Origin of the sequence: Streptomyces sp. AC1-42W (genome assembly GCF_003248355.1) — a bacterium.
Lineage (GTDB): Bacteria > Actinomycetota > Actinomycetes > Streptomycetales > Streptomycetaceae > Streptomyces.
In genome coordinates, this window is record NZ_QKWY01000002.1 from 1,288,845 (window position 1) to 1,309,901 (window position 21,057).

The window sequence follows — 21,057 nt, forward strand, 5'->3', positions numbered from 1 at the left end:
CCGGCAAGCGGTGGTTACGGCAGGTTGTGGACGTGCGGGCCGACCGCGTTCGACCAGGCGTTACCGGCCGTGGCGTCCCAGTTGGTCGACCAGGTCATCGCACCGCGGAGACCGGGGTAGGTCTTCGACGGCTTGAAGTTGCCGCAGTTGGTGCCCTGGGTCAGGCAGTCCAGCGCCGCGTTCACGATCGACGGGGAGACGTAGCCGCTGCCCGCGCCGCGGGTGGAGGCGGGGACGCCGATGCCGACCTGCGACGGGTCGAGGCCGCCCTCCAGCTGGATGCAGGCGAGCGCGGTGAGGAAGTCCACCGAGCCCTGCGAGTAGACCTTGCCGTCACAGCCGAGCATCGCGCCGCTGTTGTAGTACTGCATGTTGACGACGGTCAGGATGTCCTTGATGTTGAGCGCGGTCTTGAAGTACTCGCCACCGGTGGACTGCATGTCGATGGTCTGCGGGGCCATCGTGATGACGAGGCCGGGGCCGGCCTTCTGCGACAGCGAACGCAGCGCCTTCGTCATGTACGTGGAGTTGAGGCCGTTCTCCAGGTCGATGTCGACGCCGTTGAAGCCGTACTCCTGGATCAGCGTGTACAGCGAGTTGGCGAAGTTGTTCGCGGACGCGTCGCTGTTGACCGAGACCGTGCCCTTCTCGCCGCCGACCGAGATGATGACGTTCTTGCCGGCCGCCTGCTTCGCCTTGATGTCGGCCTTGAACTGGGCGACGGTGTAGCCGTTCAGGCCGGCCGTGTCCAGGTTGAAGGTGACGGCACCCGGCGTGGACGTGGCGTCGGCGAAGGAGACCGCGATGATGTCGTAGTTCGCGGGCACGTCGCTGAGCTTCTGGACGGTCGCGCCGTTGTTGAAGTTCTGCCAGTAGCCGGTCACCGCGTGCTTCGGCACCGAGGTGTCGGGGATCGTGCCCCCGTCCTTGGCGGTGCGGCCGCTGACGGCCGCCGACTTCGCGGACTCGCCGACCTTGTTGGTCGCGCTGACCGCGAACTGGTACGCCGTGTCCGCGGAGAGGCCGCTGATGGTCGCCGAGGTGCCGGTGGTCGTGGTGGCCTTCACGCCGTCCTTGTAGACGGTGTAGCCGGTCGCGCCGGACACCGCGCTCCAGGACAGGTCGATCGAGGAGGCGGTGGTGGAGCCGACCGCCAGCCCGGCCGGGGCGTCGGGGACCGTCGGGTCGGGCTCCTCGGTGCCGCCGCCGCCGTCGGGGCCGGTGACCGAGAGGTCGTCCACGTAGTAGGCGGCCTGGCCGTACCAGCCGTGCGTGTACACGGTGACGGACGTGGTGTTGGCGCCGGTGGTGAAGCTGGTCTTCAGCTGGGTCCAGCCGGTGGAGCCCGGCGACCAGGTCGAGACGTCGGTGGTGCCGGTGCCGCTGGCGCCCAGGTAGACGTAACTGCCCTGCACCCAGGAGCTGAGCTGGTACGTCGAGTTGGGCTTGACGGTGACGACCTGCGAGCACTTGGCGTTGTCCAGGCCGGCCGGGGAGGCCTTGAGCGCGGCGGTGCCGCCGTGCACGGGAGAGGAGACCGCGGCACCGGAGTTGCCGGTGCAGGTCCAGTTGGCGAGGCCGGACTCGAACCCGGCGTTCTTCGCGACGTTGATGTCGGCGGCCTCGGCGCTGGTGACGAGCCCGGTGAGGGTCAGCGCGCCGGCGGCTACAACGGCCATGGCGGAGCCGAGGACCGGGCGCGTACGCCGTCGTCTCGGACTCGATGCGGGGGAACGATCCACTTGCTGCCTCCGGGGGGGAGTCGGGGATGGCGGGGGGACGACACGGGGGGTGCCGGGGTGTGTGGAATCGAGGAACGGTGGCCACCGCTGGCCGATAAACTGGTCCAGACCAATCGAGTTGTCAAGACCTCTGGCAGTCTCCGGCCCCACGAGGAAGGCCGGTTTGCCCGAAGAGTGTGGCGGGAAGACCCCGTTCTCCTTGCCCCGCAAGCTTCTTGAAGGTGTTCTCTCGTCCTGCCGTACGTGGATAAAGTGGTCGGCCCAAGGTTGGGAGCATCCGAGCGGACGCACCCGGCAGGAGCGAGTGCGGCCGGCGGTACGCGGCGGCCCGAGGAACGGGGAACGGCGTGCCGACAGCCATAGCAGTGACCGGTCCCGGCCTGGTCCTGCCCCCGCAGGACCAGCGGACGCCCCCCGCGGCCGTTCTGCGCTCCCCCGCCGAACAGCCGCTCGACCAGGCGCTGACCGATATGCAGATCCTCCTGGAGCAGCACGAACACGTCATCGCCGTCTACCCGGCCGGCCTCCCCGTCGCGCACGAGCGCCGGCTGCACACCGTCCGCGCCGTGCTGGAGAGCGACCGGATCGCCCTGCTCAAGTCCGACCTGCCGCCGCTCGGCGTGGCCGTCCTGGTGCGCCAGTTACGCCAGTTGTCCGTCTGCGACTTCAGCGCCGGAGTGGTCGCGTCCGCCGCCCGGCTGCTCTCCCACTACGTGTACGCCGGAGCGCTGCTCCACTCCGTGACCAGGCTGGACCGGGTGCCGGTCGGCCTCAAGTCGCACGCCAAGTCCTGGGTGCCCGGCTCGCAGTTCGCCGTCCTCGCCCACCCGCAGCCCCAGCTCGTCAGGGTCGGTGCGGGCGAACTCGCCGGACCCCGGTTCGCCACCCAACTCGTCGTCGCCCGGGGCCAGTCCGCCTCGGAGTGGGTGACCGGGACGCTGGCCCCCGCCTGGCAGGTGACGGCGGTTCACGAAGCGGTGCTGCCCGACGAGTCGGCCACCTGGTGGGGCACGCCGAAACTGGTCGAGTTCGCGGCCTTCCTGCCCGACATCTCGCTCATCCACCAACTGGTGTCCTCGGTGCGCAGAGAGGTCTGCACCTGGTGCGGGAACGAACTCATCGGCGACCGCTGCGGCCTGTGCAACGCCCCGCTGAACCCGCCCGAGGAACGCAGCCGCGGCCCCGCCGCGCTGAACCCCTGACGGGAGACGCCGAATCCCTCACGGGAGACCCCCGACCGCACCGCACCGCCCCGCCCGTCCCGGCCCCCAGATCCCAACGAGGTTGCCCCGCCCATGAATGCACGGCAGCGCCGCGGCGTCATCCTGATCCTCCTGTCGGTCCTGTGCGCCCTAGGGGCCTTCGCCGGCGTGCTGTCGGTGATCGGTGACGTGAACTCCAAGGTCGGCCCCGAGGTCACCGCGTACCGGGTGAAGACCACCATCGAGCCCTACCGTCCCCTGGAGGCGGGCCAGTTCGAGAAGATCTCGATCCCCGAGCGCTGGCTCTCCGAGAACGCCGTCACCGACCTCTCCGCCCTGCGCGGCAAGATCGCCGTCACCGAACTCCACAAGGGCTCGCTCCTCCAGGCCGACATGCTGGTCGACCGGCCCGCCCTGGAGAGCGGGCAGCAGGAGATCGCCATCATGATCGACGCGGAGACCGGCGTCGCCGGCAAGATCAGGCCGGGCAACCTCGTCAACATCTACGCCACCTTCGCCGGCCGCACCGACCGGGAGAAGTCCACCTCGCGCGTCATCGTCGCCAACGCCAAGGTCATCGACGTCGGCCGGCTGACCTCACTCGAACCCGACGCGGACGACCGCGGCGCCGGCCCCACCGAGGCCGTGCCGATCACCTTCGCGCTGAACACCGACGACGCCCAGCGCGTGGCCTACGCGGAGTCCTTCGCCGAGCACGTCCGCCTCGCCCTGCTCCCCGACGGCAGCCGCGCCACCCTGCGCCCGGGCGAGGGCAGCTACGACCTCGACGAAGACAAGAACAAGTGAGGACCGGATGAGCACACGCATCCTCCCGGCCGTCGGCGACGCCGACGCGGCCCGAGCGGTCGGCACGCTGCTCGGCCAGCTCCCCGACGCGGAGCCCGCCGCCCCGCTCGGCGACTCGACCTCACTGCTGGACACCCTCGCCCTGCTCGCCGCCGAATCCCTGGACGAGCTGCCCGAGGTCGTCCTCGTGCACGAACGGATCGGGCCCGTCCCGGCCCTGGAGCTGATCCGGGAGGTGGCGCTGCGCTTCCCGGCGGTCGGCGTCGTCCTCGTCACCGCCGACGCGAGCCCCGGCCTGTACTCCGCCGCCATGGACGCCGGCGCCCGCGGCCTGGTCGGCCTGCCCCTCTCGTACGAGGAGCTCGCCCAGCGCGTCCAGGCCGCCGCCGGCTGGTCCACCGGGGTCCGTCGCCACCTGGGCGCCGGGTCCGAGGTCTTCACCGGCCCCGGCGGCACCGTCGTCGCGGTCTGCGGCGCCAAGGGCGGCGTCGGCACCACCGTCACCGCCGTCCAGCTGGCCCTCGCCGCCGCCGCGTCCGGGCACACGGTCGCCCTGGTGGACCTGGACCTCCAGTCGGGCGACGTCGCCTCCTACCTCGACGTGCAGTTCCGCCGGTCCGTGGTGGACCTCGCCGCCATCCAGGACATCTCGCCGCGGGTCCTCCAGGACGCCCTCTACAACCACGAATCCGGCCTCGCCCTGCTTCTCGCACCCGCCGAGGGCGAGCGCGGCGAGGACGTCACCGACCGCGTCGTACGCCAGACGGTCAGCGGACTGCGCCACCGCTACGAGGTCGTCGTCGTGGACTGCGGTACGTACATGAACTCGGCCAATGCGGCGGCCGTCGAGATGGCGGACCGCACCCTGCTCGTCACCACCCCCGACGTGATCACCGTCCGGGCCGCCAAGCGCATGGTCCGGCTCTGGGACCGGCTCCAGGTCCGCAAGGCCGAGGAGACCACCACCCTGGTCAACCGGCACACCCGGCACACCGAGATCCAGCCCGCGCTCGTCGAGAAGATCACCGCCACCCGGGTCGCCCGGATCGCCGTCCCGGCCAACTTCAAGGAACTCCAGGCCGTCGTGGACGCCGGACGGCTCCAGGACCTGGACCCCAAGTCCGCGGTGAAGCAGGCCCTGTGGGGGCTGGCCGGCGAACTCGGCCTCGTCAAGAATGCGGAGGGAGCCGCCCGGACCGGCAGGACCAGGGGCGAGCGCGCCGCGTCGGGCGGCCGCCGGGCCCGGGCGAAGTGAACACGGGGCACCGATGACACCGAGGGGCGGCGTCGCGTCATGAACCTCTTACCCGCGCACCGGCGGCACCCGGCCGCGTACGGCGTTCCCGCCCGGTCCGCCGCCCCGCGCGACCGGGGCCAGACCGCGATCGAGTTCGTGGGCGTCGTACCGCTGATCCTGATCACCCTGGCCGTGCTCTGGCAGGCCGGCCTCGTCTGCTACACGTACGTCCTCGCCGGGAACGCCGCCGACAAGGCGGCCAGGGCCGCCGCGGTCACCGAGGGCAGCCAGTCCGCCGCCTGCGCACGGGCGGTCCGCGAGGACCTGCCCGGCTCCTGGAAGGCGAGCGTCCAGTGCGGCGGAGGGTCCGGCGAGTTCGTCACCGTCAAGGTGCGGCTCGACGTGCCGCTGCTGTTCCCCGGCGCGTTCAGCCTGCCCCTGCACGCCACCGGCGAGGCCAAGGCCAGGAACGAGAGGCGCGACGCATGGTGAACACGACCGGAGCGAGGGCGCGGCGCGGACATCCGCGTCCGCGGGGGCGGGGGCGGAGTGAGGGACAGGGGCAGCGCGGGCAGGCCGCCATCGAGTACGTCGGCGTACTCACCCTGCTCCTCGTCGTCGCCCTGGCCGTCGTCCAGCTCGGCCTCGCCGTCTACGCCGCCCAGCAGGCGGGCACGGCCGCGCGCACGGCCGCCCGCGTGGCCTCCACCGAGGACCAGGAGCACCGGGCCCGGTCGGTGGCCCTCGCCTCCATGAGCGGCTGGCTCGCCGACGGGGCCACCGTGACGCGGGAGACCGGCGCCGATGCGGTCACCGTCGAGGTACGGGTTTCCGTCCCCAGCCTGCTGCCCATGTTCTCCTTCGGCTCCGTCACCAAGAGCGCCACCATGCCGCGCGACTGACCCGGAACCGAAGCGTCCACAGGAATCGAAGGAGACCAGCGCATGAGCCTGCGGGCGCGCATCACCAGCCCCGAACCGGCCGGCGGCCTGAGCGAGGAGAACCGGCTCGTCGGCGTCTACCGCGCCAAGCTGCTGGAGGAGATCGACCTCGCCGAGATGTCCGCCCTCGCGGCCGCCGAACGCCGCGCCCGGCTCGAACGCGTCCTCGGCCACATCATCAGCCGCGAAGGCCCCGTCCTGTCCTCCGCGGAGCGCTCACAGCTCATCCGGCGCGTCGTGGACGAGGCACTGGGCCTCGGCATCCTCGAACCGCTCCTGGAGGACGCCTCCATCAGCGAGATCATGGTCAACGGCCCCGACCAGGTCTACGTCGAGCGCGGCGGACGCCTCGAACTCCTCCCGATGCGCTTCTCCTCCACCGAGCAGCTGATGCAGACCATCGAACGCATCGTCTCCACGGTCAACCGCCGCGTGGACGAGTCCAACCCGATGGTCGACGCCCGGCTCCCCTCCGGCGAGCGCGTCAACGTCATCATCCCGCCGCTCTCCCTGTCCGGCCCGGTCCTCACCATCCGGCGCTTCCCCCGCGCCTTCACGCTCGAAGAGATGATCGCCCTCGGCTCGCTGGACGAGCACATGCTGCTCCTGCTCGCCTCGTTCGTCCGCGCCAAGTTCAACGTGATCGTCTCCGGCGCCACCGGCACCGGCAAGACCACCCTGCTCAACGCGCTCTCCGGACTCATCCCCGGCGGCGAACGCATCGTCACCATCGAGGACTCCGCCGAACTCCGCCTCCAGCAGTCCCACGTCATCACCCTGGAGAGCCGCCCGCCCAACGTCGAGGGCAAGGGCCGGGTCACCATCCGCGACCTCGTCCGCAACTCGCTGCGCATGCGGCCCGACCGCATCATCGTCGGCGAGGTCCGCGGCGGCGAGACCCTGGACATGCTCCAGGCCATGTCCACCGGCCACGACGGCTCGCTCGCCACCGTCCACGCCAACAGCGCGGAGGACGCCCTGATGCGCCTCCAGACCCTCAGCTCCATGTCCGAGGTCGAGATCCCCTTCGCCGCGATCCACGACCAGATCAACAGCGCCGTCGACGTGATCATCCAGCTCACCCGGCACGGCGACGGCTCCCGCCGCGTCACCGAGATCGCCGTCGTCGACTCCTACGGCCGCGAGGACTACCGCATCGTCTCCGTCTGCCGCTTCGACGCCCTGCCCATGGCCGCCGACGGCCGCGTGTACGGGCGCTTCGCGTACTTCCCGGTGCCCCGACGGGTCGCCGAACGCTTCTACATGGCCAACGAGTCGGTCCCGGTCGCCTTCGGCATCGCCGACACCGACGAGCAACTGCTGGTCCGCACCTCGACCCCGTAGGCCCTCCCGCACCCCGCCCCGCCCGCCGCTCACCCAGAAGGCCCCCCGACATGGACAACCTCCCGCTCCTGACGGTCGGCGTGACCCTGCTCGCCTGCGTCCTCGCCGTCCTCGGCCTCCACGTCTTCGCCTCGGGCCGGGAACAGCAGCGCGCGCTCATCGAACGGCTGTCCCGGACCGGGCCGCCCGCGATCGAAGGCCGCGTCCGGCGCTTCCGTACCCTCGACCGCCGGCTGCGCCGGACCCGCCTCGGCAAGCGCATCGAGCGCAAGATCGCCGTCACCGGGCTCGACCTCACACCGGGGGAGTACGCCGTCTACGTCGCCGCCGCCCTCCTCGCCCTCTACTTCGTCACGGCGTCCGTCTTCGCCCCGTTCTTCGGGCTCGTCGCCGTCCTCGTCGGCGCCTGGGGCGGCAACGCCTTCCTCAACTGGCAGCGCGCCAAACGCACCGAGGCGTTCATCAACCAGCTCCCCGAACTCACCCGCGTCCTCGCCAACGCCACCCAGGCCGGGCTCGCCCTGCGCACCGCCATCTCCATGGCCGTCGAGGAGTTGGACGATCCCGCCCACGAGGAACTGCGCCGGGTCGCCGACCGGCTGGCCATCGGCCACTCCCTGGACGACGCCCTCAACGAACTCGTGGAACGGCTGCCCTCCCGCGAACTGACCGTCCTGGTCTCCACCCTCATCCTCTCCAACCGGGCCGGCGGCACCATCGTCTCCTCGCTGCGCAACCTCACCGACACGCTTGAGGAACGCAAGGAGACCCGGCGCGAGGTCACCACCCTCCTCTCCCAGGTCAAGGTCACCGCCGTCGCCGTCCCCGTCCTCGGCCTCGTCTTCCTCCTGCTCATCAACGGCATGCGCGGCGGAGCCCTGGACGACATGGCCGGCGCCGCGGCCGGCCGGATCGCGATCGTCGTGGCCGCCGGCCTGTACGGCCTCGGCTTCTTCCTCATCAGCCGCCTCACCCGCGTCCGCGTCTGACCGCCGCGAGTAGTAGTAGAAGAAGGAGGAGACAGAGATGGAACTGCTGCTCGCGGCCGTCGCCGGACTCGCCGTCCTCGGCGTCTTCCACGGCATCCGCATGTACCGCGCCGACGCCAAACTGCCCGGCGACCTCGCCATCGCCCTGGAGGTCGGCGCCACGCGCACCGGCGCGGCCGCCTCGGCGATCGACCGCATCGGCATGCCGTACGCGCCCCGGGTGCTGTCCCTGATGGGCCCCAAGCGCGTCGACCGCATGCGCCGGAAGCTGGACATGGCCGGCAACCCGCGCGGCCTGACCGTCGACCGCTACGCCGCCCGGCGGGCCGTCTACGGCGGCCTCGGCATCCTGGCGGCCTGCGCCATGCTGATGAACGGTCAGGTGCTGCTGGCCGTCGTCCTGCTCGTGTACGGCCTGTTCTGGACGGACGTGATCATCCGGGCCGCGATCAGCCGGCGCAAGGACGACATCGACCGTACGTTGCCGGACTTCCTGGACGTCCTGGCGGTCGTCGTCTCCGCCGGACTGGGCTTTCGGCAGGCCCTGGAGCGGGTCTCGGAGAAGTACACCGGGCCCTGGGCGGACGAACTGCGCATCACCCTGCGCCAGATGGACATGGGCGTCAGCCGGCGCGACGCCTTCGACCAGCTCCGCCGGCGCAACGAGTCCGAACAGGTGTCCATGTTCGTCTCCGCCCTCCAGCAGGGCGAGGAGCTGGGCGCGCCGATCGTGGACACGTTGATCCAGATCGCCAACGACATGCGGCGCACCGACGCCCAGAACGCCCGCCGCAAGGCGGCGAAGGCCGTACCCAAGGCGACGCTGATCGTGACGAGCTTCATGCTGCCGGGCACGATCATCCTGATCGCGGTCGGCTTCTACTACGCGGCGGATGTCGACATCAACGGCATCTTCGGCAGCTGACGCCGCGAAGTGGCTTCCCCGGGGGGTCATTTGTGGGACATTCGGAGCTGGGCATGCGGGAGGGGGAGGTGATGGGCAGTGAGACGGCGAAGGCGAAACGGTACGGCTTGATGAGGGGCGTCACACCGACGCACATTGCCGATGCCAGGCGGGCTCACGGATCAATGTCGACCGATTCCCGGTCGGTCGAACTCGGAGGGGGACATCCTCATGAAGAACATCACGCTCAAGGCGGCGGTGCGTACGCAGACTTACGTGACCCACTGGGCGAACACGACGGTGGCTCACATGCAGCGAAGGAAGGACAGGGGCCAGGGGGCGATCGAGTACGTGGGCATCACGATTCTGGTGGTGGCGATCGTGATTGCGTTGATCAACACCAAGATGGGTGCGACCATCGGAACCAAGTTCAAGGAAAAGATCAATTCGGTCCTCAACAAGTGACACCGGGGATCGGCGATGAATCGGGACAAGCCGCGCCGCTGTATATCACAGCGGTGGTCGGTCTTCTCTTCCTCGCGTTGGTCTTTTTTGCGTTAGGGGAAGCCGGTGTCCAGCGCAACGGCGCGCAGGGTGCTGCCGATGCCTCCGCGCTGGCGGTGGCGAAGGAATCGCGAAGCCTTCTCGAAGCGGATCTGAAGACGCATCTCGCGGACTCCGATTACTTTACTTCTGTGTTTAACGAGCCCTTTCCGGGAAGCTCCGGTAACGCCTGCTGGAAGGCATCCGCCTTTGCGGCCTTGAACAAGGCCGGAGATGTGCAGTGCGGAGAGTTGACCGATGGTCGATGGGGCTACCGGGTCCGACTGAAGTCGGACAAGGGGATGAGTGTGAACGTCGTTCCGGGTACCGAGGGCAAGAGGGCGGAAGCCGAAGCCGTGGCCGTTGTGGAGCCCCGCTGCACGTTCGTCTCGGAGCCGGTCCCGGATCCGTCGACCGAACCGGACCCGTCGACCGAACCGGCCCCATCCGCCGACCCGTCCCCAACTGTCGACCCGGACTCGGACGCCGTCGCCCCGTCGATCGGCAAAGTTCGCTGTGACGGTGGCCCGGTGTGGGTGGTCGATTCCGAGGACCCGACGCTTATGCCGGACATGGCCGACCTGTTCTCCGTGCACCTCGCCGAATAGTGATCGCGAACGAACGCAAAGGATCTCGAATGAATGTCCAGCACGTGAGGAAAGTGCGTCGCGCTGGGGCTGTCGCTCTCCTGGCTTTGTCTCTGGTGTTTTCCGTGGTGGCGTGCGGTGGTGACGACAAGGGCTCAGGCAAGGCATCCGCAGCCTCGTCGGACACAGGAAAGAACCAGGGCAAGCAGGGTGAAACGGGTGATACGCTGCCCGACCGCACTAAGACGCTCGCGACGCTCAAGAACGATGAGGGTATCGACATGGTCGTGTACTCAGCCAAGCGAGACAGCGGCGGCTTTCTCACCGTAAGCGGCGACTTCAAAAACTCCGGTGGTGGGAGCTTCACGACGCCGGTCGTGTGGAGCGGGGAGGAGGAAGCCGTGGCCGGCACCGGGCCGTCGCTCGCCGCGATGACACTGGTCGACTCGGTCGGCAAGAAGCGCTACTACGTCCTCCGGGACACGGACAACCGGCCGCTCACCACCAGCAACTATGCTTCGAGCATCGAGCCCGGGAAGAGCCTGAACTTCTTCGCCCAGTTCCCCGCCCCGCCCAACACGACCACCAAGGTCGATCTCCAGTTCCCAGGGTTCCCGAACGCGACGATTGAGATCTCAGGATGAGTGCCGGCTCCGACGCCACGAAGGGGAAAAGGGCCCGCTTCGTCATGACCGCGTGCGCCGTGGCGCTGGCGTTCGGGGTAGCCGAGGCAACGTCGGCGGTGGCCGACGACAGTCCCTATCCCTCCGCGTCGGCGGAACCACCGGTACAGGTCGACTCCAATGACTCCGACCTGAAGCTTCCGGACGGCGCCACCCTCGCGCCGCCCAAGGTGCTCGACATCAAGTCCGTCATCGAGGATCTCGGCGGTGAGGAGCGGCGCGAGGACACCAACGCCGACATCAAGTTCGCCCTCCAGGCCGAGGTGCTCTTCGGCAAGGACAGCGCCAAGCTCAGCGGCGAGGCCACGGGGCGCATCAACGCCATCGCCGAGGAGATCAAGAAGCAGGACGCCCGGAAGGTCCGCGTCTTCGGGTTCACCGACGACCTCGGCTCGGCCGAGCACGGCGACGTGCTGTCCAAGAAGCGCGCCGAGGCCGTGCACAACGTCCTGGACGAGGCCCTCGGCGGCACCGGGATCACCTTCGAGATCCGGGGCTACGGCGAGGACTACCCGATCGCCAGCAACGAGAACGAGGAGGGCCGCCGCAAGAACCGCCGCGTGGAGGTCTCCTTCCAGCGCGGCGAACCCGCCTCGCAGAGCTGACGCTCACTGCCCGCGTCTTCCGTTCGGGTCCCGGGCCCCGGGTCTCGGGGCCCGAGCTCCGGAACGGCTCCGTTCCCTCTTTCGTGTGTACGGAGAGGGCGCTCCGCCCGGGGCTCGGAACTCGGGACCCGGGGGTCGGGACCCGAGGCACGAGAGTCGAGCGCTGTTGTACAACCGGTAGGTAAAAGAGGGGGTTGGGGAAACCTTCCCGCCTTCCCTACCCCGTCACGGCGAGCAAGTATGACTATCGGTGACTGACTTGCGACGCGGTGTCGCGGCTGCTTACGGTGCGGCCAGACGCAAGCGACCCCGACGCAGTGTTGGCACACCGGCCGGGGTCTGACCCCAAGATCGCAAAACCAAGGAAAGACCGATCTCGTGGCTGTACAGAACCTTAGCCCCGCCCTGCCGATGTCCGCTCGCTCGGCTCCGTATCCGAAGGCCAGTCCTGGTTACGGCAAGCGTGCCGTTCCCGGCCAGCGCCCGCCTGCCGCCGACGACTTCGCGTTCCTGCCCGAGCGGGAGCGGTACATCGCCGGGTACGTCGACACGCTTCCCGACGGTGCGGCGATGAGCATCAAGTCCCTGGCCAAGTGCCAGCCCCTGTACGGGCAGATGGCCGTCGGCAGCGCACTGCGCGCCCTGGCCGTGGCAGGCCATCTGCGCCAGGTCCGCTGCGCGGTCGACGACGGCGAGGGCCTCCGCTGGGTCACCCGCACCTTCTGGTCGCGCACGGCCCGCGACAACGAGTGGTGGACCACCTTCCTCACCGCCGAGGAGACCCGCTGCGCCCCGCAGCCGGCCATGGGCCCGCCGCCGTCTTGGGTTCCAGTCGAACCCGCCGCCCCGGAGGCGGTGGAGGCCCCGGCGCCCGCCCCGGCCCTGCCGCGGCAGCGCACCGATGAGCCGCAAGGCCCCTCGCCCGCGTACCTCGCCCTGGCAGAGCTCGGCCGTACCGATCCCCGCCTGGTCCTGTCCGCCGCCGACTGCGTGGCGCTGGAACAGCTGGCCGCTCAGTGGTTCGCTCGTGGCGCGGACGCGAACCACCTCACCCGCGCCCTCACTGCCGGCCTTCCCGAAGCCGTCGACTCACCCGTCGGCTTCGTCCGCCGCCGCCTCGTCGACAAGCTCCCGCCGCATCTCCCCGCCCCCGTCACACGGGCCGCCCCCGCCCGCCACCTGATGATCGAGTGCGCCGACTGCCGCACACCCGGCCCGCCCGAGGTCTTCCGCGACGGCCTCTGCGGCCCCTGCCTCCGCAGCACCCCCGCCCCTGACGAGCCCCCCACCCCCGACCGCGACGTCCAATCCCACGTACAACATCTCCGCGAACAACTGAGGGCCCGCTGAACGCCTCCCCGGGTTCGATAGAAGTGATCATACGAGGCGTTTCCGCAGGCTCATTGGATTCGGTGCGGCCTGGCTACGCCGGGACCATGGCAGCAGAGGTGGCAGCAGCGAAAACGGATCTCAGAGTGCCCGTGAAGCTTCCTGACCGAACCGAGGCCAAGCTGAGCCCTGGTGAGCACAGCGAACTCATAGGGGCCGTCGTCGAACGCTTCGCATCGCAGTTCGCCCCCGGAGGTACGATCGTCTACCTGGGCGACACGGGCTCCAAGTGGATCGTCAACAAGCCCGAGTACCTCGCGGAGCTCGGCGTGATCGTGGATGCCCACGGCAAGATGCCCGACGTGCTCATCCACTACACGGACAGGGACTGGCTGGTGCTCGTGGAGGCGGTCACCTCCACCGGGCCGGTCAACGGTCTACGGGTCGCACAGCTCAAGAAGCTCTTCGAGGGGGCGCGCCCGGGGCTGGTTTTCGTCACCGCCTTCCAGACGAAAAAGAAGTTCCGACAGTTCGTGGCCGACATCGCGTGGGAAACAGAGGTCTGGGTCGCGGAGGAGGAGACACACATGGTGCACTTCAACGGCGAGCGCTTCCTCGGTCCCTACGGCGAGACTCACGAGTAGACGACGAGGGCCGCCCCGCGAGGCGGAGCGGCCCCAGGGTCCTGGCAACGTCGTCCGGTCGCTCTGCGACGTGAGGGTCGCGGGCAGGACCGGTATCCCGAAGCACACGTCGTGCCCGGAAGCGGACGTCAGAGCAAGTGGTCCGCCTTGCCGGCTTTGATGTCCTGGATCATCTGCGCGAGGGCCTCGCGGCTGTCAGTGAGGGCGTGCTCCTCGTCACCAGCGACGGCGATGTAGCTCCGCCCCTGGTTGTCGGTACCGATCCGGAAGCAGGAATTGCCCTCGCCGCAGAACGGCTCTTCCCATATGACGTCGGACATGACTGTCTCCTCAGAGCTGACGTGCGATGGCGTGAATGAAGTCCCGCGTGCGTTCCGGCGGCAGCGCGATGTTCTCCATCCAGTCCAGATGCGCCCGGTACTTGGCCAACTGCGCCTCCTCGTGCAGGAAGAGAGGGCCGTGGGAATTGTCGATCTGAACCGTGTCGAGCCGGGGCACCGGCCCCTCGGCGTACAGGACGGTCTGCCCGGCACCGGGAAACGCCCCTGCCTCGAAGGGGATCACCAGAACGGTCACGTTCGGCTGTTCCGACTTCTTCAGCAGATGGTCCAGCTGCGAGCGGGCAACAGCGGGCCCGCCGAACTGCGTGCGAAGGGCGGCCTCGTGAATGATGCTCGTATATGGGGGCGCCGCATCCCCGTCCAGGACTTCCTGGCGTTCGACGCGGTGCAGGAGCCTTTGCCGCACCGCTTCCTCCGGGAGTCGGGGGATGACCACGCGGAAGAGGGCCAGGGCATGTTCCGCGATCTGGAGGAGGCCCGGGATGTGCAGCGGGTACGCGGCTCGCATCCGTCGCGCCGATGACTCCAGTTCGGCGATGTCGAGCAGCCCCGGCGGCAGCGAGCCCCGGTACCCTTCCCACCAGCCCCGGCCGCTCGGCTGCGCCAGTTCGACGAGCCCGTCGACGTAAGTCTCATCCGTGCAGCCACAGTTGAGGGCAAGTTCGCGCAGGCGCTCCGCACTGATGGGACGTGTGCCGGCCTCGATGTTCGAGATCTTGGGCCTGTCGACGCCGAGCAGGCTTGCCGCGGATTCAGCTGACAGGCTGCCCGACATCCGCATTCGCCGCAGCTCGGCCCCGAGCCGTTTCTGACGCTCTGTCGGAGACCTCCTGGCTGACATGCCGTTCCTTTCTGCGCGCGATCACCGGCAGTCTGCCGCGTGAGCGGGCCCGATGCCCACGAAAGGGTGGGATTGGGAGATAGGCAGGGCAATTTTGCCCCTTCGGCGCTACATTCGGTAGCGCACTGCTCACGCAAAGGCGAGCCGAAGTGCATCGCGCGGTCCTGCCCGCAGCCTCCTTCCCTGGGAGGGGCGGTTCCGCGTCAGGGAGACAGGCCACAGCTCGTCCACGTACCGCACCGCCCTCGTCAGGGAGTCACCCATGCGCGTTTCGCCGCTCACTTCACTCTGCCCCGCCGCCGGAACCTCGTACGCCCCGCCGCCCGGCCCGCACCCCAAGGGGCGCACGCGAGGCGGGCCCGGCCTGAGCTTCACGCTCCCCGGTGACATCCGCAGCGCGTCCATCGCCCGTACGGCGACGGCTGTCGCGCTGAAGGCCAACGGGCTCACCGCGTACGTCTGGCCGGTGTCGCACGCGGTGAACGAGCTCGTGTCCGTCACCGCGAGGCTGACCCCGGGGCGTGAACTGTACGTATCCCTCCGGCACCGCGAGGACGCGGTCCGGCTTCTCGTCTGGGACCAGCACCCGCACCACGTCGAGCCGGACACGGCCGCGCTCTGCGAGGTGCGGCGTCGACGGGCGCTCTGGCTGCTCGCGGCGGTCGTCGATGACTGGGGAGGAGAGTGGGGTATGTGCGAGGCCCCGCAACCCATGCGGGGCTCCAAGTCCTGGGTCGAACTGCCGCGTTGACCCCGAGTTCCGCATGTTCGCGTGAGTTGGCCGGTGTCATGTGGCTGGCCCCCGAGGGCGGGTGCCTCGGCTCCACGCGTGTCCGCGCCCGAGCGCGTACGCCTCCGGGAGCGTCAGGCCGGGCGGCCACGGCGTCTCCTCCTGGCGCAGATGACCGACCCGCCCCCGCGTGCGCACCGTCCCCGCGTCGGGCCGCAGCTCACCGGCGAGCACCCGCATCAGCGTCGACTTGCCGGCCCCGTTGGGCCCCGTGACCAGCAGCCGTTCGCCGCCGCCGACGCGCAGCGCCGGAACGGACAGCCGGGCCCCCACCCGTACGCCGGTCAGCTCCGCCGCGACGGCGGGCGCGCCGCCCTCCGGGGTGGCGGTGACGATCGGCGCCGCGAACACCAGCGGGTCCGGCGGCGGCGCGACCGGCCGCTCCGTGAGCCGCTCGACGCGCTCCTTCGCGTTGCGGATGCGGACCATCGCCCCGTGTCCCCGCCCCCGCGCCCGGAAGCCGCCGTGCCCGAACACGCTGAGCGGCACCTTGCGCGGAATGGCGTCCAGCCGGCCCACGTTGGCGGCGGCCGGCTCCCGGTTGCGGGCCAGTTCCTCGCACCACCGCGCGTACTCCCGCAGCCGGCGCCGGCGCTCCGCGGCCTTCGCGGCGAGGTACCCCCCGTAGCCGTCGCCGTACCGGGTGACCCGGCCCTCGCCGACCTCCAGGATCGTCGTGGTGACCCGCTCCAGGAACACCCGGTCGTGGGTGACCGCGAGCACCGTGCCCCGGTGCGCCCGCAGATGCGCCTCCAGCCAGGCAACCGCCCGGTCGTCCAGGTCGTTGGTCGGCTCGTCCAGCAGCAGCAGCTCCGGCCGGGACGCCAGCGTTCCGGCGAGCGCCAGCCGCGCCCGCTCCCCGCCCGACAGGGTGGACAGCGGGCGGTCGCGGTCCAGGCCGGGCAGCCCGAGGCCGTGCAGGGCGATGTCCACCCGCGCGTCGGCCTCGTAACCGGCCCGCGCCTCGTACCGGGCGACCAGCTCGGCGTACCGGTCCAGCGCGGCGGCCGGCTCCGCCCCGGCCAGACCCGTGAGCCCGGCCTCGGCCCGGCGCATCCGGGCCTCCAGCGCCCGCAGTCCGGCGAGCGCGGCGTCCACCGCGTGCTGCACGGTGGCCCCGGCGGGCAGGTCGAGCGACTGGGCGAGGTAGCCGGTGCCGCCGGACGCGGCCACGGTCAGCTCGCCGTTGTCGGGCCGGTCCTGACCGGCGATCAGCCGGAGCAGCGTGGACTTGCCGGCCCCGTTGTCGCCGATGATCCCGGCCCGTTCGCCGGGCCGCACGCTGAAGGTGACGTCGTCCAGCACGACGTGGTCGTCGTAGCGGCGGGTGATGTTCTGGAGAGATAGCTGTGCGGTGTGCATGAAAGCCCCCTGTTCCCGGCCCAGCCGATCGGCGCGTGCCGACGGGCACGCGGTGATGCGGTGATGTGGTGTGCGAGAGGACGCGTTCCGCGGAGCGGTGCTCGACGCGGACGCGCGGGGGATGTCACAGAGAACCCATGGGTGCCAAGGTAGGCGGGGGCCGGAACCCCCGCAAACGCTTTTCCGAACCCTGACGACCCCTCAGCGGTTCAGCGTTCCCCCTCCGCCGCCAGCTCGGCCGCGAGGTCCGCGTCGCGCATGCCGGGCAGTTCGTAGCCGGCGGCCTCGTCCCACTCGATGTCCAGGTCGTCCATGTGCACATGCCACTCGGCATCGGGCAGCGCCCGGCGCAGCTCCGTGACGGAATCCAGCACATGGGCGACCACCGGCAGCAGCCGGCCGGGATCGAACGGCATCTTCGTGGAGCCGTCGAGGACGGTCCCCGGCTCCGCGGCGCGGGGGTCGTACACGTACAGGCTCTCCTCGTCCTCGTACGGGAACGATGCCTGGCGCGCGCCGGTGACGCGGGTGACGGCGGCCTGCTCGGACTCGCTCAGCGGCGTGGCCCGGCGGGCGGTGTAGTAGAGGGAGACGCTCATGGGAGGGAGCGTACGGGCGGGGTACGACAACGGGGCCGCGCTCCGGCCCCGATGACGCGTGCCCGCCCGGTGCGGGGCCGCGGTCAGTCCCCGGTCGTCCCGTCCAGGATCTCCCGGATGATGTCGATGTGGCCGTTGTGGCGGGCCGTCTCCTCGATGAGGTGCAGGACGATCCAGCGCAGATCGGGGCGGCGGCCGTGCCGCTCCCGCACGGCGAGGGTGTCCAGGTCGTGGGCCGCGACCAGCTCCCGGTAGCGGGCGCTCTGCTCCCGGTACTCGCGCAGCACGTCGGCGAGCGGCATGTCGACGGCGATCCGCATCTCGCGGTCCGGGTCCTCGTCCGTCCACGGCCCCTCGTCCTCGCCGCCGAGGAACACCACCTCGAACCAGTAGTACTCGACCCAGCGCAGATGGTTGACGATCCCCGCGAGCGTCATCAGCGGGGAGCCCGGCAGGGGCGAGCGGACGGCGTTCTCCTGGGAGAGCCCGTCGCACTTGGCCAGCGCGGTGGCGCGGGTGTAGTCGAGGAAGGTGGCCAGCTGGGTGCGCTCGTCGCGGGCGGGAGGTGAGTCGGTGCGTGTCATGGTCGTACAGCCTCACGGAGCGGCATGCCCGTGTCCAAGACATTTCGCCGCGCGCCAGACCCGCGCGCCGGACCCGTACTCCGCACCCGCACGCCGCACGCCGCGCGCCGCACCCGTGCGCCGGACCACGGGACCCGGACCAGGAGTTGGCTCTACGCTGGTGGTCCCGACCACGAGGTGACGCGCCGATGAGTGACGGATTCTTCTGCTCGTACCACCTGTGCTGGAGCCGCCCCGACGCGGAGTCCCTGCTCGGTGATCTGGAGGCGGCGGGCGTACGGGCCGACCACCCCGCCACCCGGCGCATCACGCTGATCAGCCCCGGCAGCGACCCGTCCGGCACCCAGTCCTGGGTGACCCGCGACCAGTTGGTGCTGCTGGCCGGGCTGCAACGCCTCGACCGGGTCGACTTCCTGCTCTGGCTCCCCGGCGGGGCGGAGATACGGGCCCGGATCAGCCGGGGCGAGGACGGCACCGTGGAACTGCGCTTCGGCCTGGGCCCGCTGGACCGCGCCGACGAGGAACGGCTGGTGCGCGTGATACGCGAGGCGATCGGGCGCGCCTCACTGCTCTGCGTCGGCTTCGTCCTCGACCGCGAGGGCGCCTCCGTGGCCACCGACTGGCGCGGCTTCATCGTCAAGGGATCGGTGTACTTCGACTGCTGGCCGGACACGCTCGCCGTCCTGCCCGAAGTGGCCGCCGCCCAGCCGCAGTTGTCCGGGGTGAACTCCTTCGAGCAGTCGCCGTGGGTGGTGTACGGCAGCGACGTGGCCCTCCGCTGACGGAAGGCCACGAGGCGCCCGTCAGCCGTCCACCGCATGCTGGACGATCCGCACCTGGCCGCCCGGCCGCATCCCCCACGCCGCCATCGCGCCCGCCTCCGCCTCGATCACATGGCGTCCGCGCGGCCGGGGCAGCCCCAGCCGGCCCGGCCGCATCGTGTGGATCTCCAGCACGTTGAACCTGCCGTCCAGGTACGCCACATCGATGGCGAACCGCATCCGGAACGAGTGCACACTCCCGCACGGCGTGATCATCAGCGCCCCGTCCACCCCGTCCCGCCCGAGCAGCCCGCGCGTCCGGTGCCGGAAGGAGGCCGCGATCCGGAGCGGCACATGGGTCTCCGTCACCCCGTCCCGGTCCGTGATCGTGAGCGTCCCCGTGCCGTCGCGCCATCGAGCCATGGCCCGACGGTAGCGGCGCCGGACGGACGGCGGAGCCGAATCGGTGCGGAAGGGGCACAAGGGGTGTCCGTCAGGCACCCCCCCCCGGGGGCCAAGGCCGTGCGCCCGTACGGAGATTAGGATCGCTCAGGTGTACGCCATGCTGACAGGGGCCGCCGCGCTCTGGGGTGCCCTGGCCGGACTGCTGGTCCCGCGCGCCGCCTACCGGTTCGCCGTGCCGCCCGGCGAACCCCGGCGGACCGCTCGCCCGGACGGCCGCCCCCTCACCGGCCCCGCGCGCGGCTGGCTGGGCACCGCCCCGTACGCCCCCCACCGCCTCGCCCCCGTCGTCACCGCCCTCGCCTGCGCCGCCCTCGCCGCCACCACCGGGACCCGGCCCGAACTGGCGGTGTGGCTGCTGCTCGCCCCGGTCGCCGTGCTCCTGGCGAGCATCGACCACCGCGTGCACCGGCTGCCGGACGGGCTGACGCTGCCCGCCGCCGCGGCGGCCGTCATGCTGCTCGGCCTGGCGGCCCTGCTGCCGGAACACGCGGGCTCCTGGCTCTCCGCGCTGCTCGGCGGGCTCGCCCTGGGCGCGTTCTACTTCCTGCTCTTCCTCATCAACCCGAACGGGATGGGCTTCGGCGACGTCAAACTCGCCCTCTCCCTGGGCACCGTCCTCGGCTGGTACGGCTGGGCGGTCGTCTTCACCGGAGGCTTCGCCGGCTTCCTGCTCGGCGCGGTGTACGGGGTGGTGCTCGTCGCCCTGCGCAGGGCGGGCCGCAGGACGGGCATCCCCTTCGGCCCGTTCATGATCGCCGGCGGGTTCCTGGGGCTGCTCTTCGGCGGCCTGGCGGCCTGACCGCGGCCCGCCGCCGGACGGCCCGCCGGCCCGGTCCGCGAGGGGTACGGCCCCGGTCCGCGCCCGGCGCGCCACCCCGTAATCCGGTCGCGTCCGGCCGCCCGCCCCTGCGACCATGGACCCATGCCCGCCACCCCCGACGACACCGCGCCCCTGCCCGGCGAGGACGACCGGTTCGACGCGCTGGTCGCCGAGGCCGACACCGTCTCCGTGGCCGGCTGGGACTTCTCCTGGCTGGACGGGCGGGCCACCGAGCAGCGGCCGTCCTGGGGGTACACGCGGGCCATGGGGGAGCGGATGGGCCGCGCGCGGGCGGCGCTCGACATCCAGACGGGCGGCGGCGAGGTGCTGGCCTCCGTACCGAAGCTGCCGCCGCTCACCGCGGCCACCGAGTCCTGGCCGCCGAACATCGCCCGCGCCACCGCGCTGCTGCACCCGCTCGGGGCCGTCGTCGTCGCGGACGAGGACGAGCCGCCGCTGCCGTTCGGCGACGCGGCGTTCGACCTGGTCGTCAGCCGCCACCCGGTGACCACCTGGTGGGACGAGATCGCACGGGTGCTGGCCCCCGGCGGCACGTACTTCTCCCAACAGGTCGGACCCGCCGGCGTCTTCGAACTCGTCGAGTACTTCCTCGGCCCCCAGCCGCCCGAGGTGCGCGGCGCGCGCGACCCGGAGCGGGCACGGGCCGACGCCGAGGCGGCCGGTCTGGAGGTCGTCGACCTGCGGGCGGAACGGCTGCGCACCGAGTTCTTCGACATCGGCGCCGTCGTCTACTTCCTGCGCAAGGTGATCTGGATGGTGCCCGGATTCACCGTCGAGCGCTACCGCCCCCGACTGCGCGCACTGCACCACCGGCTGGAGAGCGGGGGCCCGTTCGTCGCCCACACCAGCCGGTTCCTGATCGAGGCCCGCAAGCCCGCGTGAGCCCGCCGCCCGCGACCGGCCCGAAGGATGGCAC

General features: G+C 70.8%; 24 protein-coding genes and 1 pseudogene. 18 read left to right on the plus strand and 7 right to left on the minus strand.

The window, feature by feature from the left end; translation table 11 throughout:
• Positions 1-14: 14 nt before the first annotated feature.
• The gene (locus DNK56_RS23800) at positions 15-1,742 is read right to left on the minus strand and encodes a chitinase (RefSeq protein WP_342211046.1); all 1,728 of its coding nucleotides are present in this window, start codon (positions 1,740-1,742) and stop codon (positions 15-17) included.
• Between the two features lie 365 nt (positions 1,743-2,107).
• Between DNK56_RS23800 and DNK56_RS23805 the strand changes: the two genes are divergently transcribed.
• The 14 genes from DNK56_RS23805 (at position 2,108) to DNK56_RS23870 (ending at position 13,557) form a co-directional block, all read left to right on the plus strand.
• A complete protein-coding gene (locus tag DNK56_RS23805) occupies positions 2,108-2,944 on the plus strand; it encodes a hypothetical protein (protein ID WP_111337893.1) in 837 nt (278 codons plus the stop codon).
• Positions 2,945-3,037: 93 nt separating this feature from the next.
• On the plus strand, positions 3,038-3,751 hold the full coding sequence (gene cpaB / locus DNK56_RS23810) for a Flp pilus assembly protein CpaB (RefSeq protein ID WP_111337894.1): 714 nt from the start codon (positions 3,038-3,040) through the stop codon (positions 3,749-3,751).
• A gap of 7 nt (positions 3,752-3,758) precedes the next feature.
• Positions 3,759-5,006: an AAA family ATPase gene (locus DNK56_RS23815; protein WP_111337895.1), complete on the plus strand. Its 1,248-nt coding sequence runs from the start codon at positions 3,759-3,761 to the stop codon at positions 5,004-5,006.
• Positions 5,007-5,045: 39 nt separating this feature from the next.
• Entirely contained in the window at positions 5,046-5,480 is a 435-nt protein-coding gene (locus DNK56_RS23820; protein ID WP_111337896.1) for a TadE/TadG family type IV pilus assembly protein, read from the plus strand.
• Positions 5,474-5,890 carry a TadE/TadG family type IV pilus assembly protein gene (locus tag DNK56_RS23825; protein WP_111337897.1) on the plus strand — a complete coding sequence of 139 codons (417 nt, stop codon included), beginning with the start codon at positions 5,474-5,476 and terminating at the stop codon, positions 5,888-5,890. Before DNK56_RS23820 ends, DNK56_RS23825 begins: the two co-directional genes overlap by 7 nt.
• Positions 5,891-5,932: 42 nt before the next feature.
• On the plus strand, positions 5,933-7,273 hold the full coding sequence (locus tag DNK56_RS23830) for a CpaF family protein (protein WP_111337898.1): 1,341 nt from the start codon (positions 5,933-5,935) through the stop codon (positions 7,271-7,273).
• Between the two features lie 50 nt (positions 7,274-7,323).
• Positions 7,324-8,262, plus strand: a complete 939-nt coding sequence (locus DNK56_RS23835; protein WP_111337899.1) for a type II secretion system F family protein — start codon at positions 7,324-7,326, stop codon at positions 8,260-8,262.
• Between the two features lie 37 nt (positions 8,263-8,299).
• Positions 8,300-9,187: a DUF5936 domain-containing protein gene (locus DNK56_RS23840; RefSeq protein WP_111337900.1), complete on the plus strand. Its 888-nt coding sequence runs from the start codon at positions 8,300-8,302 to the stop codon at positions 9,185-9,187.
• 210 nt (positions 9,188-9,397) lie between these two features.
• On the plus strand, positions 9,398-9,631 hold the full coding sequence (locus DNK56_RS23845) for a hypothetical protein (protein ID WP_111337901.1): 234 nt from the start codon (positions 9,398-9,400) through the stop codon (positions 9,629-9,631).
• Complete coding sequence (locus DNK56_RS23850; RefSeq protein WP_111337902.1) at positions 9,628-10,317, plus strand: pilus assembly protein TadG-related protein; 690 nt, start codon at positions 9,628-9,630, stop codon at positions 10,315-10,317. The genes DNK56_RS23845 and DNK56_RS23850 overlap by 4 nt, the downstream gene beginning before the upstream one ends.
• A gap of 29 nt (positions 10,318-10,346) precedes the next feature.
• On the plus strand, positions 10,347-10,940 hold the full coding sequence (locus tag DNK56_RS23855; RefSeq protein ID WP_241990066.1) for a hypothetical protein: 594 nt from the start codon (positions 10,347-10,349) through the stop codon (positions 10,938-10,940).
• Positions 10,937-11,584, plus strand: a complete 648-nt coding sequence (locus DNK56_RS23860) for an OmpA family protein (protein ID WP_111337903.1) — start codon at positions 10,937-10,939, stop codon at positions 11,582-11,584. The genes DNK56_RS23855 and DNK56_RS23860 overlap by 4 nt, the downstream gene beginning before the upstream one ends.
• A 378-nt stretch (positions 11,585-11,962) precedes the next feature.
• On the plus strand, positions 11,963-12,934 hold the full coding sequence (locus DNK56_RS23865; RefSeq protein ID WP_199563643.1) for a MarR family transcriptional regulator: 972 nt from the start codon (positions 11,963-11,965) through the stop codon (positions 12,932-12,934).
• A gap of 86 nt (positions 12,935-13,020) precedes the next feature.
• Entirely contained in the window at positions 13,021-13,557 is a 537-nt protein-coding gene (locus DNK56_RS23870; protein ID WP_241990067.1) for a BsuBI/PstI family type II restriction endonuclease, read from the plus strand.
• Between the two features lie 128 nt (positions 13,558-13,685).
• On the opposite strand, the gene DNK56_RS23875 is transcribed toward DNK56_RS23870, so the two are convergent.
• Together DNK56_RS23875 and DNK56_RS23880 are read right to left on the minus strand one after the other, a co-directional pair.
• Complete coding sequence (locus DNK56_RS23875; protein WP_111337905.1) at positions 13,686-13,877, minus strand: hypothetical protein; 192 nt, start codon at positions 13,875-13,877, stop codon at positions 13,686-13,688.
• A gap of 10 nt (positions 13,878-13,887) precedes the next feature.
• Positions 13,888-14,739: a helix-turn-helix domain-containing protein gene (locus DNK56_RS23880; protein WP_111337906.1), complete on the minus strand. Its 852-nt coding sequence runs from the start codon at positions 14,737-14,739 to the stop codon at positions 13,888-13,890.
• Positions 14,740-15,001: 262 nt separating this feature from the next.
• Here DNK56_RS23880 and DNK56_RS23885 point away from each other — a divergent pair, with 262 nt between their 5' ends.
• Positions 15,002-15,490: an ATP-binding protein gene (locus DNK56_RS23885; RefSeq protein ID WP_111337907.1), complete on the plus strand. Its 489-nt coding sequence runs from the start codon at positions 15,002-15,004 to the stop codon at positions 15,488-15,490.
• Between the two features lie 84 nt (positions 15,491-15,574).
• Here the strand turns inward: DNK56_RS23885 and DNK56_RS23890 are convergent.
• The 3 genes and pseudogenes from DNK56_RS23890 to DNK56_RS23900 all read right to left on the minus strand — a co-directional run.
• Positions 15,575-16,891, minus strand: a pseudogene (locus DNK56_RS23890) (ABC-F family ATP-binding cassette domain-containing protein); the annotation flags it as partial.
• Between the two features lie 209 nt (positions 16,892-17,100).
• On the minus strand, positions 17,101-17,490 hold the full coding sequence (locus tag DNK56_RS23895) for a hypothetical protein (protein ID WP_111337908.1): 390 nt from the start codon (positions 17,488-17,490) through the stop codon (positions 17,101-17,103).
• An 83-nt stretch (positions 17,491-17,573) separates the two neighbouring features.
• Entirely contained in the window at positions 17,574-18,074 is a 501-nt protein-coding gene (locus DNK56_RS23900) for a DinB family protein (RefSeq protein WP_111337909.1), read from the minus strand.
• A 188-nt stretch (positions 18,075-18,262) separates the two neighbouring features.
• Here DNK56_RS23900 and DNK56_RS23905 point away from each other — a divergent pair, with 188 nt between their 5' ends.
• Positions 18,263-18,856 (plus strand): hypothetical protein, encoded by a 594-nt coding sequence (locus DNK56_RS23905; protein WP_111337910.1) that lies wholly within the window; start codon positions 18,263-18,265, stop codon positions 18,854-18,856.
• Positions 18,857-18,877: 21 nt separating this feature from the next.
• On the opposite strand, the gene DNK56_RS23910 is transcribed toward DNK56_RS23905, so the two are convergent.
• Positions 18,878-19,258, minus strand: coding sequence for a DUF192 domain-containing protein (locus DNK56_RS23910; protein ID WP_199563642.1), 381 nt, complete (start codon positions 19,256-19,258; stop codon positions 18,878-18,880).
• Positions 19,259-19,388: 130 nt separating this feature from the next.
• On the opposite strand from DNK56_RS23910, the gene DNK56_RS23915 reads away from it, so the two are divergent.
• Positions 19,389-20,099, plus strand: coding sequence for a prepilin peptidase (locus DNK56_RS23915; RefSeq protein WP_111337911.1), 711 nt, complete (start codon positions 19,389-19,391; stop codon positions 20,097-20,099).
• Positions 20,100-20,222: 123 nt separating this feature from the next.
• A complete protein-coding gene (locus DNK56_RS23920; protein ID WP_111337912.1) occupies positions 20,223-21,023 on the plus strand; it encodes a class I SAM-dependent methyltransferase in 801 nt (266 codons plus the stop codon).
• The last annotated feature ends 34 nt before the right edge of the window (positions 21,024-21,057 follow it).